General features: G+C 33.2%; 9 protein-coding genes. All 9 read right to left on the bottom strand.

The window, feature by feature from the left end; genetic code table 11:
- Positions 1 to 60 precede the first annotated feature (60 nt).
- The gene (locus tag AC4FQ5_RS00170; protein ID WP_491140480.1) at positions 61 to 516 is read right to left on the bottom strand and encodes an SRPBCC family protein; all 456 of its coding nucleotides are present in this window, start codon (positions 514 to 516) and stop codon (positions 61 to 63) included.
- The gene (locus AC4FQ5_RS00165) at positions 509 to 1,321 is read right to left on the bottom strand and encodes a DCC1-like thiol-disulfide oxidoreductase family protein (protein WP_491140479.1); all 813 of its coding nucleotides are present in this window, start codon (positions 1,319 to 1,321) and stop codon (positions 509 to 511) included. The genes AC4FQ5_RS00170 and AC4FQ5_RS00165 overlap by 8 nt, the downstream gene beginning before the upstream one ends.
- Before the next feature lie 18 nt (positions 1,322 to 1,339).
- On the bottom strand, positions 1,340 to 1,729 hold the full coding sequence (locus AC4FQ5_RS00160) for a hypothetical protein (RefSeq protein WP_491140478.1): 390 nt from the start codon (positions 1,727 to 1,729) through the stop codon (positions 1,340 to 1,342).
- 148 nt (positions 1,730 to 1,877) lie between these two features.
- Positions 1,878 to 2,381: a GbsR/MarR family transcriptional regulator gene (locus AC4FQ5_RS00155; protein ID WP_491140477.1), complete on the bottom strand. Its 504-nt coding sequence runs from the start codon at positions 2,379 to 2,381 to the stop codon at positions 1,878 to 1,880.
- 135 nt (positions 2,382 to 2,516) lie between these two features.
- Positions 2,517 to 4,565, bottom strand: a complete 2,049-nt coding sequence (locus tag AC4FQ5_RS00150; RefSeq protein WP_491140476.1) for a vWA domain-containing protein — start codon at positions 4,563 to 4,565, stop codon at positions 2,517 to 2,519.
- An 87-nt stretch (positions 4,566 to 4,652) separates the two neighbouring features.
- On the bottom strand, positions 4,653 to 9,191 hold the full coding sequence (locus AC4FQ5_RS00145; protein WP_491140475.1) for a TonB-dependent receptor plug domain-containing protein: 4,539 nt from the start codon (positions 9,189 to 9,191) through the stop codon (positions 4,653 to 4,655).
- Positions 9,192 to 9,195: 4 nt separating this feature from the next.
- Positions 9,196 to 12,030 (bottom strand): TonB-dependent receptor, encoded by a 2,835-nt coding sequence (locus AC4FQ5_RS00140; protein WP_491140474.1) that lies wholly within the window; start codon positions 12,028 to 12,030, stop codon positions 9,196 to 9,198.
- A gap of 68 nt (positions 12,031 to 12,098) precedes the next feature.
- Positions 12,099 to 14,519 (bottom strand): vWA domain-containing protein, encoded by a 2,421-nt coding sequence (locus AC4FQ5_RS00135; protein ID WP_491140473.1) that lies wholly within the window; start codon positions 14,517 to 14,519, stop codon positions 12,099 to 12,101.
- Positions 14,520 to 14,530: 11 nt separating this feature from the next.
- Entirely contained in the window at positions 14,531 to 15,049 is a 519-nt protein-coding gene (locus AC4FQ5_RS00130; RefSeq protein ID WP_491140472.1) for an RNA polymerase sigma factor, read from the bottom strand.
- Positions 15,050 to 15,389 lie beyond the last annotated feature (340 nt).

Genomic DNA, 15,389 nt, shown 5'->3' with positions numbered 1-15,389 from the left:
AATTTTTGTTTTTGAATTGTTTAAGATGAAATAATTTTTTATTGGTTAAATATTTAATTTTCAATCAGATAACTCTGCTGTTTTTTTGATGAGTTTATTTCTTTCGATTAGAAAATTCGTCATGTAATTTTTAAGGAAAAATCTGTTAAAAAGTTTTGCGATAATTCCGAATGGTGATTCAAATTCGAAAATATCGGTCATGATTGTGTTTTCGCCTTTTTGAGAAAAAATATGTTGATGTTTTAATGACTTGAACGTTCCTTTCAACATGACATCCGTGAACTGATATGGCTTTTGCATCTCAATAATTTCTGAAGTGTAAATTTGATAAAAGCCTAAATGTTTTGCCCGCCAAGTAACCGTTTCACCCGCTTCAATCAAGCCCGAAATCGTTCCGGCAATTACTTTTTCGCCTGTTTTAAAAGTTGACTTTTGATGCAAATCAATATCTCTTGCCAAATCGAAAACTCTGTGAATATCGGCTTTGATGATGGTTTTTAAATGAATTTTAGACATATAAAAATATTAATGTGATAAGTACCAATGTTCTGAAAATCATCCAAAAAATTGTTGGAAGATAATTTAATTTTAAAATTTTACATCTTCTCAAGTGTTCCAAAAGCATGATGAAAACTACAGTTCCTAAGTAAATAATTGATGAAATTGAATTTAGATTTAAAAATAAAGCCGGGATTAAAAGTAAAGTTCCAATTATTAAAACCGTCATCATATTTCCGAGATAATCCCAGAGTTTTTCTTTTAAATATGATTTTAAAAATAATGTTTGCCAGACAATCTGCCCTAAGCAAATGGCAAATTCTCTTAAAAAGTTTTCCTTCACGCCTAAACCTAATTTAGCTGAAAAAACACTTAAAATATATCCTGAAAAAATAGCAACTAATGCAATGTAAGCAATTCGGTATTTTATATTAAAATCAGGAATACATGCTTTTTCCGTTTGATCTTTTGCAGAAGGAATAATCTGTTTCCGATTGTACGAAACAAAAGAATAAAGTTTTTTGAAAATCCAATACAGAGGTCGTATTCTGGCAATTTTTTCTAATAACGGAAAGGAATTTCCAATGATTAACAATAAACTGTCTAAACCGTAAATCACCTTGTTTTGATTGTGGTCAACTAGGGCAATTTCGTTTTTTGCACGGTTGAAATCTATTAAATCTTTATTTTTGAAAGTCAGTTCTGTAAAGGCTTCTCTTCCGCTTTCATCCAACATTCCACATTTGATAAAACCTTTTGAATAGATGTTACACATTGGGCACTCGTTGTCGTAGATGAGGGTGTGATTTTGTAGTGTTTTCATCTCTTTAGTTTTAATGGATTAAGAATTTTGTGTTAAAGATTCCTGATAATCTGTATAAACAATAATTAAATAAAAAATCGCTAAAATTGGAGTAAGAGGAATTCCAAACATTAAAATAAACCCTACAAAATTCGTCACCCACTCTATCTCTTCAAACACAATGACAATGAGTAATGAGATAAGAATTGTAAGACTAGTAAATGAATACATTTTGAATCCGATGCTTTTGGAATAATTTTTTGAGAATATTTTGATTATAAAACTGACCGTGTGGAAAGCAGCCATCACAAAATATCCTATCCAACTGTAACCACTATCAAACACAGCAATATCTGTTATTAAAAGTATTATAAAGCTTAAAGCAACAACCATTTGGATGTAATAATCGATTTTTATGAAAGTTTTCATGGCAATAATTTTAAAAGTTTATTCGTTTTGTTTTTCCTCCGAAATAAAAAATAAGAACTAAATGAATGATTAAGTTTTTCATAATTATAATATTTTCAGTAATTATTGAAAGTTAATTTGAAATAAAAAAGGATTTTTGAAGTCCTTTCTATTTTAATAAATTGGTGATCTTTCCGACCAGCCAATGATCATCACTTTTGATGGCGAGATCCATAATATTGTTGATTTTGCTTGTGACGTTGCTAAAATCGTCCATCAATTTGATAAATTCTTTGGCTTCATCAGAATTGTTGTCTTCAATATTTTTTAGCTCTTCAAGAAATGCTACAACCGGCTCTATTTCTCTTTTTCTTCGCTCTTTGGTAATTTGTTTAAACAAAAACCAAACGTCTTTTTCTGCAATGAAATATTCTTTTCGGTCACCTTTGATAAACTCTTTTTTTACAATTCCCCAATCCATCAAAGCACGAAGATTCATATTAGCGTTTCCTCTGGAAATTTCAAGCATTTCCATAACCTCATCGGTAGAAAGCGGCTTTCCGTTTGCCAAAAGCAAAGCATGAACCTGTGCCATTGTGCGGTTGATTCCCCAACTCGTGGCAAATGTTCCCCAAGTCTGAATGTATTTTTCTTTGGCTTCTGAGAGTTTCATTTTTTTAGTTAATATGTTTTGCAGTTAATTCAGTTTTACTCTTACAAAGATAATCATAGTTTTTGAATTTTCAATAATATTTGAAAGTTTATTTTAAATAAAAACAGACATCCGTTTGAATGCCTGTTTTGTATTTTATTTCTGAATTGCCTTATAGCTTTCAACCAATCGTATAAATTCAGATCTATACCCTTCTTCATCTTTGTTTTTTCCTTCTTTTGCCAGATTTTCAATTTTATCTAAATCTTTTATCTTAATCAATTTTGAATCTCTCAAAACCAAGCCGAACCAAGCGACGGAAGATGCAAATTTATAATCCGGACTTGATTGCGCCAAAGATTCTTCAGAATTCTTTACCACTTTTGTGATCTCAGTACTTTTGTCACCGTCAGGTTTTTTATAACGGAGCTTAATTGTTGCCAATTCATCTCCAAAGTTTTGAGAAGCCGTGGTAGTAGAATATTTCAGTTTATTTTCTTTCGGAGCAAATGTTGAATTTACAGTTACAGGAATGATTTCGTACAAAGCTGTCACAGTATGACCGCTTCCCAATTCTCCTGCGTCAATTTTATCATCGGTAAAATCTTCGTTTCTCAATTTTCTGTTTTCATAACCAATCAATCGGTATGATTTTACAAATTTCGGATTAAACTCAATCTGGATTTTCACATCTTTAGCAATTGTATACATACTTCCTGCGAATTCTCTTCCCAAAAACTTATTTGCCTCCTGCAAATTATCGATGTAAGCGTAATTTCCGTTGCCTTTGTCTGCTAAAGTTTCGAGTCTGTTGTCTTTATAATTTCCCATTCCGTAACCTAGACAAGTAAGGAAAATTCCTGTTTTTCTTTTTTCCTCAATCAAACTTTCAAGATCTTTTTCAGATGAAATTCCAACATTAAAATCTCCATCAGTCGCCAAAACTACACGATTATTTCCGCCTTTGATAAAGCTTTCTTTAGCTAATTTGTAAGCCAACTCAATTCCTTCTCCTCCGGCAGTGCTTCCTCCTGCCTGAAGTTGATCTAAAGCTTTTAAAATTGTTACTTTTTCCGCTGCAGAAGTCGGCTCCAGAACAATCCCTGCGCTTCCTGCGTATACAACAATTCCGACTTTGTCTTGTGGTTTTAGCTGATCCAACAAAACTTTAAATGAAGATTTTAAAAGCGGAAGTTTATTTTGGTCGCTCATCGATCCTGAAACGTCAATCAGAAAAATTATATTGGAATTCGGGAGATTTTCCATGCCTATATTTTTTCCCTGAAGACCTATTTTTAACAGTTTATGATCAGGATTCCACGGAGAATCGCTGTATTCTGTATTGATTGAAAAAGGTTGCTTGTTTTCAGGTTGAGGATAATTATATTTAAAATAATTCATCATTTCTTCAACTCTTACAGCGTCTTTGTCGACTACACTTCCGTAATTGATCATTCTTCGAATATTTGAGTATGAAGCATTATCAACATCAATCGAAAATGTAGAAACAGACTGATTTTTTGCCAGTTCAAAAGGATTTTCAACTAATGAATTGTACTCTTCATCGGTATTACTGATGGGTTGTACTCCTTTCTTTCCTTTTGTAGTCGTGATCTTTTTACCATAATTTTTTTTATCTGTTGCAGATTTGGCTTGTTTTACGGGTTTTGAATTTGAATTGCGTGGTCTGTTTCCTGCAACAGTACGCATAGAATATTCCATAGAAATTTCTTCTGCTACCATAGTTTTCGGTTTTGGACAACCATTATATTCCGGTAAACCGGGAACTGTGGGACAAGCATCGTCTTTATCTAAAATTCCATCTCCATCTGTATCCGGCCAAGGACAGCCATTGTTTTCAGCAGGTCCTGCAACGGTAGGACACGCATCATCTTTATCAATCACGCCGTCTCCGTCAGTTTCCGGCCATGGACAACCATTATTTTCAACTGGTCCTCCAATATCTTTGCAGGAATCATCTTTATCAGGAACACCGTCGTTGTCTAAATCTGGCCAAGGACAGCCTTTATTTTCAATAGGTCCAGCAATTTCGGGGCATTTATCACGGCTGTTCTTCAGACCGTCCTGATCTTTATCTTTTTTAATGCTTAATTTTTGAGATTCTGCTGTAGAATCGGGAACATTTTTGGTTTTGCAACCTCCTAACAAAGCCAAAGCCAATGTTGTAATACATAATTTTTTCATATTCATTATTTTTTTCGAAAATATTTTAAACACATTCATTCTATTGTATAGATGCAAAAATTTACAAAGGTTTCAGTAAAATTTAATTTAAGGTTCAATTTTAGCAGAAATTCCCTCATTCCAGAATTTTGCTTCCGGCATGTAGTAGAGGTAAACATTACTGGCTTTTCCGGTATATTCTCCTGCAAATTCCACCTTTAAGTCTAAGTTAATAACCTTCGTTTCATTAGCATCAAAATGTTCCCAATACAAAACCAGATAATTATCAAAAATTTCAAAATAAGAAATCTGTTTTTTGTCAATTAGATCTTTCAGCAAAGCATTTTGCAGAGTCAATCCTGCCGGAATTCCGATTTTGGCGGTTGTCATTGCCAATTGTCCGTTGATTTTGTTTTTTACAGTAACGGTCATTCTGTTGGTCTCTCCCACTTTTGAAATGTCAGATTTCAGTTTTGTTTCTAACGTTACAGGTATATTTTGACTTTCAGGAGCTTTCAAGGTGTAATAATTATAGTCTAATTTGTAAGGCAAACCTTTTTTAGCAGCATAATCAACGGAGATTTCGTTTTCTCCGGTTTTAAAAGCTGAAGCAAAACTATTGTTTGGGGTAATTTCCGCACCGTTTACCTTGATTTTTGGTTTTTCAGTTCCGTAGAGCATTTCATTTTTAGCAAAGAAATTTGATAATGTTTCCAAAGCCAAAGCAGTTGCCTGTGTAGAACCGAAACCATAATAACCATTTAAATTGATCAGTTCATCTGCCACTTTTGCAATTTCCAACTGATGTATTTTTTCATCTTTCTGCAATGCCATCATGTATAAAGCCAAAGTTTCAGCATTCGCAGATCTTCCTCCGGAGCCTGTAAATGTAGTTTCCGTTTTTACATTTTTACTTTCATACTGTTGATTTAATAGATTGATCAATGTTTTATAATCTTCGATTTTTCCGAGATTTGCAGAAGTATTTGCCATCAAAGCCAACTGATAAGAATCTTTTGTCGCCAAAACTCTTTTCAGATTTACGTTGTAAGCATCCTGAATTTCATTTTTAAAACCCACTTTAGACAAAGCAAATAAAACGTACATATTTCTCGCCCAAGCATGATCTGAATATGGATATTTCATTTCATAAGTTCTTCTCACTTCAAACTGTCCGTTTGTATTTTTCTTTGAAAGAATGAAAGCTGACAGATTCTGAATTAATTTTGCGTCTACATTTACATATTTTTTCAGAGCTTTAAATTCAAGCAAAGCGAGAGCAGACAAAGAAACATCAGATTCTGCATTATTGAAATACCCGAATCCGCCGTCTTTATTTTTATAACTCAACATTTTCTGATACCCTTTTTTCATATTTCTGATTACCTCATTTTCTGTAACATAATTTATCTTTTTTACAGATTTTAAATAATCCAAAATGAAAATATTAGGATAAACTGTTGACGAAAGCTGCTCGAAGCATCCGAAAGGTTCTCTTTTTAATCTTTCCAAATCTTCAAACAGCTGCAAGGCAGAATTTTCATAAACGTAGTAAGAAGACAGCAAACTTCCATTGATATAATCCGGAATATTGATTTTTAAATTTTCAGATTTGTTATTGATAATCGAATAATGATGCGGAAATCCTTTTTCTTCAACGTTGAAAGGAAGAATCATTGTTTCGCGGAAATCATCCGATTTTACGGTAAACTGAATGTTGGATGCAGCAATATGATCCGTCTGCATTTTCACAAATAATCTTCCGGATTCTAATGGTTTTAAAGTGATCAAACTGTCATATTCCATCAATTTAACATGATTCGGAACAATGACATTCATAATCATTTTTCTGGTTTGGGAAGAATTATTTTTAATCACCACAGGAATCGTCATCTGATCTGTTCTCGTCAGATATTGCGGAATTTTCGCATCAATAGAAATCAGGCTTTGCGCAGAATATGTAGTTTCATCACGACCAATCAATCCTGAAGAAGAAATTCCTTCCGTCATAATTCTGAACGCAGAATTGGCATCTGAATTATAGAATTCCACTTTTGCTTTTCCATTTTTATCGGTTTCTACAATGGGATTCCAATAGATGGTTTCTCTGTAATCATGACGATAGGCAGTATTTGTAGATTCATATCTAGGGTAAGAAAAGCTTTTGGAATAAGCATAAGTAACCAAACTATCCCTCTGAATCGGCAAAACAGCATAGTACGATCGAGGTGTGATGTCAAATTTTATTTGCGAATTTCTGTTTCTTTTTGAATTGATAATTACAACCCCATTTGAACCCCGGTTTCCGTAGATGGAAGTCGCAGCAGCATCTTTTAAAATTGAAATGCTTTCAATAGTATTAGAATTTAGCTTCCTGAATTCTGAAGAATTGGAAATATAACCATCAACAACATAGAGTGGATCAGAATGAGATGAGATGGTAGAAGTTCCTCTTATAAGTACATTAATTTTTGCTGAACCAGGTGTTCCTGAAGAAGAGGAAATGTCTAATCCCGCGACTTGACCTTGTAAAGATTGTAAAACAGAAACATTTGGTCTGTTTTCTAAAGTTTCTGAAGAAACAGTAGTAATAGATGATAGAGATTTTTTCACAGTTACCATATTATAACCCAAAACAACAACCTCTTCAATGTTTTTTTCCATATTTGCTGAATCTGATCGACTTACATTTGGCAATGTTTTTAAAATATTTTCTATACCTTGAGAAATAGACGGTCTTTTTTCTTTTATTTCAGATTCCTTTACAATTTCTTCTATATCAATATTACTGAGAGATTGTTTTGCTAAGGGATTGATATTTAATTTAAAAGATAAGATTCTTACATTGATTTTTTGCTTCGGCTGTAGAGATTTTGCTACAATTCTGTAAGAAAAATGGCTATTCAGATCCGAAAAGTAGAACAATCCGCCTTCAGTTGTGATCTGTTTCAGAATTTTAGAATCACCTTCCACCAGATAAACTTCAGCTTTTACAGGCTTTTTGTTTTCATCTTCAACGATTCCGTAGATCGGATTTTTCTTTTCGGGAAGATATTTGTATTTAGAACTGTTCTTGACTTCAGGAATCATCTCAAAATAACGGTAGCCATTCGTCAACATTACCAAATCCAGACTTCTCTGTGCTTTTTCTTCTTTTTTGTCAAAATAAAACTGTGGTCTTTCAATCTTGCCTTTCAATTCAGAATCCATTAAAAGCCAGGAAATAATGTGATTTTGTTTGTCATCTGCATACGTCCACAACTTATCATCTACAACGCTTATTGCAAGATTTGCAGGAATTGGTTTCCCGTTTTCGTCAGTTGTTTCTACAGTGACAGTCACTTTTTCTCTTGGCAGATAATTCTTTTTGGAAGGTGTTATTTTGACATTCATCTGCTTATTTTCATTCGCAAATACAATGCGTTCTGCAAGAGGAATTTCATTTTCTGTAACGGTAAATCTGCAAATACCAATTGGAAGTTCTTTTTCGTCAATTTCAAATTCGTTTAAACCATTTTTTAATAAAATCGATCTGTTATAAATTTCCTTTTCACGGAAACTTCCTGTAATCAAAACCAATTTTTCACCTGTTGAAGTAATTTTTAAAACAACCTTCTGATTTTCTTTTTTAAGATTAAAAACAATTCCCTCATTTTTAGCGATTGGAAGCTGGTAAACAGATTTTATATTTTCTGGTTTTAAAACTTTTGCATGATATGTTTCATTATTTTGGGGAGTAAAAAGGAAACTTCCCATTCCAAAATTGTAAGCTGAAACTTCAGTGATCTTCTGATTGTTCTGATTATAAATTCCCAAAACTGCATCGACAGGTTTTTCAAATTCATCTAAAATTTTAAATGCAATATTCTGCTCAATTCCGTTGATGAAAGTTCCACCTTCCGGCATAAATTTCACATCAAGATGATTGAGAACAATCGGAATATTTCTTGAGATAGATTCTGTAAAACCATCAAAATTCACTTTAATATTTAGCAAAGCATCAGAAGATTTTAAAACTTGCGGCAGTTTAAATTTCAAAAGATATTTTCCTTCTTTATCGGTAATCAGCTTTCCTTCATTGATTTTTTCACCGTTGTGCATCACCGTAAAATCTGCCTCGTAAAAAGGAATCGGCAAATTACTTAAGCTCCTCATCGAAAAATCGGCTAAAACCTCATCTCCTGCTCCATATCCTTTTTTTGGAAAATCAAGTTTCATTAAAATTCTTGGCGAAACAATTTTCTGCAAAGTAATTTCCTTTTCAAAAGCATTTTTTCCTTCTTCATTCTGCATCCAGTTGGTGTAAGCTTTTATTTTATAAATTCCGCCTTTCATTTCATCATCGAAATAGATGAAACCTTCGGCGTGACCGTTTGTAATTGTATATTTTGATTTTTTTACCACACTTCCGCTCGGATCAATCAATTCAAAATTCATCACTTTACTTTGGTTTACCGGGAGATTATTTGCTCCCTGAACTGCATAAATTTTAAAATACATTTCTTCACCCGGCTTGTAAAAAACATGATTGGTCTGTACGTAGACTTTTTCTTTTTCAAAATCCTTAAATTGATTCTGAGCCTTCAGAGAATAACTTAGAAATGAAAAAGCAAGCAATATAATCGAGGATAAATATTTGAAATTCATAATATTAAAATTTAAAAGAAACCGAACAACCGAAAGTTTTGTAAGATGGCAAATTGAAAAAATCAAGACCACGGCTGTTATCAAAATCATAGAAATTCTGATTAGAATCTACTCCGTTATTTGCCTGCCATAGAAAAATATTGTTGACGTACAAAGTAACACCCAAAGCTCTCTGAAAAGAACCTACGGTGAATTTTGCAGTTAACGAAATATCATTAATCCTCACATAATCAAATTTTTGTACATAATCTTCAGCAACACCCAAATAACCATATCGCGACCAACGATTTTCTGTTACATCCAGATTTGGATTGTAAAAATCAACCGGAATCTGATTGATAGTTCCATTAGAATTCACTCCATCGAAAACATAATTTTTGATATTTCTCTGATCGGCAGAAGTTTGAGATCTCCCATAATAATCGAGAACAGCCTGAGTTCCGTTCCAGACTTGTCCGCCTTTTTTCCATTCCCAATTGATGTCTAAAGACAACATTTTATAACTGAAACTGTGCGTAAATTTTACTACAAAATCGGGAGTAGGATCTGCAATTATTTTTAACCCTGAAGCTTTTATGGGATAGCCGAATTCATCAATAATTAACTTTCCATCAGCATTTCTTTCAAAGTAACTTCCCATCACCGCACCTAAAACCTGACCTTCAGACAATGTTTTGTAAATATCCGCAAAACCTGAAATCGCAAGATTGTTGTATCCTGAATTTACTCTGTCAACAACATCTCTGTATTTGAAAAACGAAGATTTATTGCTCATTCTGAAGTCTCTTCCCAAAAAAACATTATCATAATTGAAATTGACTTCATAGCCGTTGTAAGTGTGATCTGCAAGATTTTTCAGCACAAGATTATTCCCTTCATAAACCGGAAAAACATCATCAAACATTTTTCTGCTAAAATATTCTGCTACAAAATTCATTTTATAACTCAAACTGAATTTAAAACCCGCTTTCCATTCTTTTATATTGATATTTGAAAGATTCTGAAACGTTTCAACCTCTTTTAACGGAAGATATTGAGAAGAATTCTGCGCAGAAAAACGTGTTGTAGTATAAGAAGAATACGATTTGGCAATTTCCGGTTCTGCACTCAGATGTGTGTAAGCTCCCAAGAATTGTAAATCGATGTTGTTCCAATTAAAAATGTCTAAAAAAGTAAAATAAGCGTTAGCTTTTGGCAACCAATAATTATTTTTCAGTGAAGTGTTTGAAACATAGAATGAATTTCCAAGATTCACGCCCAATCGGAAATCTGAGTAATCATCAATTTCCATGTTATAATTAAAAATATAATCCTGTGAAGTTCTCTGATAGAGATAATTTCTGTCTGAACTGTGATTCACATTCACTTTTCTGTTGTTTAAAATATAATTTAAACCAAAAATATTTTTAAAATCTGAATCTCCCAATTCATAAGATGCCAAAATATTTGAGTTGTAAAGCTGGTTTTTCTGTGTTCTCCTGTTGTAAAAACCATTTTCAAAACCGTAAGTGGAAATTTTATAATGATCAGTGTTCAAAAAATCTTCATTATCGTAGGACTGACTAATATTTAGCTTAAAATCATCCCATTTTCTGCTCAGATCAAAGTTGAACTGTCTTCTGCTGTCGTAATAATTGTATTTCTGATTTTGATCAAATAAAAATTGAGGATTGTCTGCAAATCGGCTGTAGCTACGTTGTAAATCATTTTGAAGGTACGCATTCTGCAGATTTGAAAAAGAAACCGAAGTGAGCAGAGAATTTTGATATGCTCTGTTGAAAAGTCCGATTCTGTTGGTATTTGTCGCTTTATTTTCTTCATAATTAAAACCTGCATTCACATCAAATTTTAATATTTTAGAATAAATTTTAGCTTTAAAAACATTTCCGATATCAAACTGATTGATGAAATACATCTGATCTTTTTCCTGGCCAAAATCTAAAGACAAACGAAACTGATCTTCACTATATTTTTTTAGTGCCGCATTGATCGTCAGATGATTGCTGTATCCGACTGTGGTTTTAAAAAGATTATTATCGTACACCTTTGCCGGATTTAGTCCGTTTGAGAAATTGACCAATCTTCCGTTCTGGTCGTATTCATAGGGTTGATTATCAAATTCTAAAGTAGAAATATCCGGACCAAAACTAAACATTTCATCCGTTTCAGGACCTCTCCAAACCAAATTACCGTTTTGCGACCTTCCCTGAACATATCTGCTTTGAGTTTTGGGAATTTGATTTCTGTTTTTAACATCAACCGAAGTGCTGAAACTTCCATTGAAAGCAAGATACTTTTTAGGCTGAGCTTTAATTTTATAAAATGAATCTTTCTGAAGTTGCAATTTTCTTACCGAAGAAAAATACCGGTCTGATTTCTTTGTGATCGAGTCGTGATTTTCTCCGATGCTGAACTGATCTTTTTCGTCAACGGCTGTTAAGCTGTCGTAATCTTTGCTGTAAATATTTTTTTCTCCGATGCTGAACTGATCTTTTTCGTCAACGGCTGTTAAGCTGTCGTAATCTTTGCTGTAAATATTTTTTACATTTTCGCTTTTAATTTCACTTTCAAGAATAGACTTCAGTTCTCTCACGCCATATACAACCTGAGTATTTTTCCCGTTATTCCAGACTAAAGTGTCATGGTTTTTTGCTGCAAGAATGGCAAAACCTCTTTCATCGGTCAGCTCATAAACTCCGGAATTTTTATTTAAAACCTTCAGGAAATTCTGCGGTTTTTTCTTTTCATTTAAAAATTTACCTGAGTAATAAAGCTGAGAATTTTGCGCAAAAGCGATCTGAATCACAAATAACAAAGGCAATACATAAATTTTCTTCATCTGTAATAATATTTCTAAAAATAGAGAAAAAAAAGAAATCTCCGAAGAAATTTCTTTTTGACGATATATTATTTTTGAATGGTTTTATAAGTTTCCAATAATCTTACAAACTCTGACCTGTAACCTTCTTCATCATTTCCTTTTCCTTTCTTAGAAAGTTTTTCAATATCCACTAGATTTTTGTTTTTAATTAAATCTGAATTTCTTAAAACCAAACCAAACCAAGCGACCGAAGAGGCAAATTTAAAATCGTCACTCGCCGAAGAAATTGATTCATTTGAATTTTTTACCACCTGAATAATTTCTGAACTTGTATCTCCGTCAGGTTTTTTATATCTGAACTTTACGGTTGCCATCTCGTCTCCGAAATTTTCAGAACTTGTATTATTGGTATATTTCAAATCGGTTTCTTTAGGTAAATACTCAGAATTTACATCACTTGGAATCACTTCGTACAAAGCTGTAACGGTATGTCCGCTTCCTAATTCTCCGGCATCAATTTTATCGTTAGTGAAATCTTCATTCTTCAATTTTCTATTTTCATAACCAATCAGACGGTAAGATTTTACAAATTTTGGATTAAACTCAATCTGAATTTTCACATCTTTCGCAATTGCATACATACTTCCGGCAAACTCTTTTCCGAGAAACTTGTTGGCTTCCTGCATATTGTCAATGTAGGCATAATTTCCGTTGCCCTTATTGGCCAAAGTTTCCATGCGGTTGTCTTTGAAATTGCCCATTCCAAAACCTAAGCACGTTAGGAAAACTCCTGATTTTCTTTTTTCTTCGATTAATGTCTGAAGATCACCTGTTGAAGAAGCTCCCACATTAAAATCACCATCGGTTGCAATGATCACACGGTTATTTCCACCATTAATAAAATTTTCCTGAGCAAGTTTGTACGCCAGTTCGATTCCTTGTCCTCCGGCTGTACTTCCACCTGCCTGAAGTTTGTCTAATGCGTCGATAATTTTATCTTTTTCTTTCGCTGAAGTCGGAGACAAAACCATTCCAGCATTTCCTGCATAAACTACAATTCCTACTTTATCTTGTGGTCTTAATTGATCCAAAAGAACTTTGAAAGATGATTTTAATAATGGTAATTTATTCGCAGCATCCATTGAACCCGAAACATCAATCAGAAAAACAAAATTTGAACTTGGTAATTTATCCATCGGAATATTTTTTCCCCGAAGACCTATTTTCAGTAATTTGTGTTTAGGATTCCACGGTGCATCATTGTATTCTGTGTTTATGGAAAATGGTTGTTCATTTTTCGGTTGTGGATAATCATATTTAAAATAATTGATCATTTCCTCGATTCTCACTGCATTCTTATTCACAACTTCACCATTGTTAATCATTCTTCGGATATTGGAATACGCTGCCTTGTCGACATCAATTGAAAATGTTGAAACAGATTGGTTTTTCGTCAGTTCAAAAGGGTTTTCTACAAATGCATCGTATTCTTCAGAATTGTATTGCTGAATTTGTTTTGATTTTGAAATCCTGTCCTGAATTTTTTGAATTTGCTTAAGGGGTTTTCTTTCTTTTCTTGAAAGTTTTTTGGTTTTTAATAATATGACTCCCGAACTTCCAGAAGCTCCATACTGAGTAGCTGTAGCAAAATCCCTAATAATTGCTATTTCTTTAAATGAATTTGGATCTAATAGTTGAAAAGCACTAGCTGAAATAGGGACTCCATCCAAAACATACAATGGTGCATTGCTATTATTAATTGTAGAAGTCCCACGTACATCATCTTTGAAATTGGAGGAACCAGGCTGACCTGAACCAAACGAGATATCTACACCTGCAAGTTTACCAACCAACGCTTGTTGAACAATACTTGTTGAAGTATTTTCACTTTTATGAGATTTGGAAATTCTAATATCTCTAACATCTTCTTTCTTCATTTTTGCATACCCTAAATTCACTACTACAACTTCTTCAATATCTTTTTCTTTCAAAATAGTGTCAATAAATTGAGGTGAAATTTTACCATCATTAAATTCTTTAAAATAATTACTGACAGGAGTTTGTTTTAAAATAAGATCTTTTCGGAAACCGCTAATTTTATTGCCAATGAAAATTTTCGATTCATTATAAGTTAAATTTTCTTTCTTTTGTTGTTCGTTTGAAATTACCAAATTGATTTCCTTCTCAATATTAGATTTCACAGTACTATCAATTACCTGAACTTTAGGACTCACTTTTGGTGAAACCGTATTTTGAGCAATCTGAGGTTTTGAAATATCTACAACTTCTTTTTTATTAATAAAATAAAACGCTCCCAAACCAATAATTAAACTCGCTGCAATTCCATAAGGGAACCAAACAGGAACAACTCTTTTCTTCTCTTCTTTCTTATCTAATTTCTCTTCCACTTTTGCCCAGACTTTGTCAAAACCCGGAAAAGTCGCAGGTTCTTCTACTGACTGAGAAGCATCATTGAATTTTTTATCTATATCGTGATTGTTTTCCATTGTGTAAAAGTTTAAATGTTGTGATTTACCAGCAGTTCCTGAAGTTTTTTTCTCGCGAAATTGAGCTGAGATTTTGAAGTTCCTTCGCTTATAGAAAGCATTGTGGCAATCTCTTTATGCGGATAACCTTCAATCGCAAAAAGATTGAAAATTGCTCTGCAGCCTTCCGGAAGAAAATTGAGCAGCTTCAGAATGTCTTTTTCGAAAGAAATGCTGTCGGTTGGTGAACCCGTTGATTCTATCAGCTCTTCTTCTAAAGAAATGTCGAGAACTTTCATGCTTCTCAATTTCTGCAAACATTCGTTGACAGCAATTTTTTTTGCCCATGCTTCAAAAATATCGTGGTTCTGCAGTTGATTCAGCTTTGTGAAAATTTTATAAAAAGTATCTGCCAATACTTCTTCAATATCTTCGTCGTTTTTCAGATAGCGTTTGCAGACTGTGTACAGTTTGCCGCCCATTTTCTCGTAGACCTTCCGCTGAGCATTGCGGTCGTTCCGTTGGCATTCTAACAGTAATTCTCTTTCCATAGTCAGGCTTTATACTCTTATAGATGCACGAAATTTCAGAAAGGTTGGAAACATTTGTAAACTTTCTCTAAAAATAAGGAATATTGTTCATTGATTATTTTCCGATAAATAAAATCATCCAATCACTCACTCTAAAAACACTGAACACTACATACTTTTAAACAACCATACAACTACCGATAACCACGGAGTGCAAATTGTATGGTAGGATTGACAAAAAGATCAAACCGAAAAAGAATATTATATGGTGAAAAATTCTTGGGGTATTACCAACGATTTTGAAGGTTATTTGTATGTAACAAAACCTTATAGTACAAATCAACTGCAATTTTGGTTCATA

The organism is Chryseobacterium sp. DT-167 (genome assembly GCF_058310155.1).
This window is presented reverse-complemented; position numbering and strand designations above follow the sequence as displayed.

Excerpts from the sequence above, each read along its gene's own strand:
- AC4FQ5_RS00170 (WP_491140480.1), bottom strand. The coding sequence starts at position 516 with ATGTCTAAAATTCATTTAAAAACCATCATCAAAGCCGATATTCACAGA.
- AC4FQ5_RS00165 (WP_491140479.1), bottom strand. The coding sequence starts at position 1,321 with ATGAAAACACTACAAAATCACACCCTCATCTACGACAACGAGTGCCCA.
- AC4FQ5_RS00160 (WP_491140478.1), bottom strand. The coding sequence starts at position 1,729 with ATGAAAACTTTCATAAAAATCGATTATTACATCCAAATGGTTGTTGCT.
- AC4FQ5_RS00155 (WP_491140477.1), bottom strand. The coding sequence starts at position 2,381 with ATGAAACTCTCAGAAGCCAAAGAAAAATACATTCAGACTTGGGGAACA.
- AC4FQ5_RS00150 (WP_491140476.1), bottom strand. The coding sequence starts at position 4,565 with ATGAAAAAATTATGTATTACAACATTGGCTTTGGCTTTGTTAGGAGGT.
- AC4FQ5_RS00145 (WP_491140475.1), bottom strand. The coding sequence starts at position 9,191 with ATGAATTTCAAATATTTATCCTCGATTATATTGCTTGCTTTTTCATTT.
- AC4FQ5_RS00140 (WP_491140474.1), bottom strand. The coding sequence starts at position 12,030 with ATGAAGAAAATTTATGTATTGCCTTTGTTATTTGTGATTCAGATCGCT.
- AC4FQ5_RS00135 (WP_491140473.1), bottom strand. The coding sequence starts at position 14,519 with ATGGAAAACAATCACGATATAGATAAAAAATTCAATGATGCTTCTCAG.
- AC4FQ5_RS00130 (WP_491140472.1), bottom strand. The coding sequence starts at position 15,049 with ATGGAAAGAGAATTACTGTTAGAATGCCAACGGAACGACCGCAATGCT.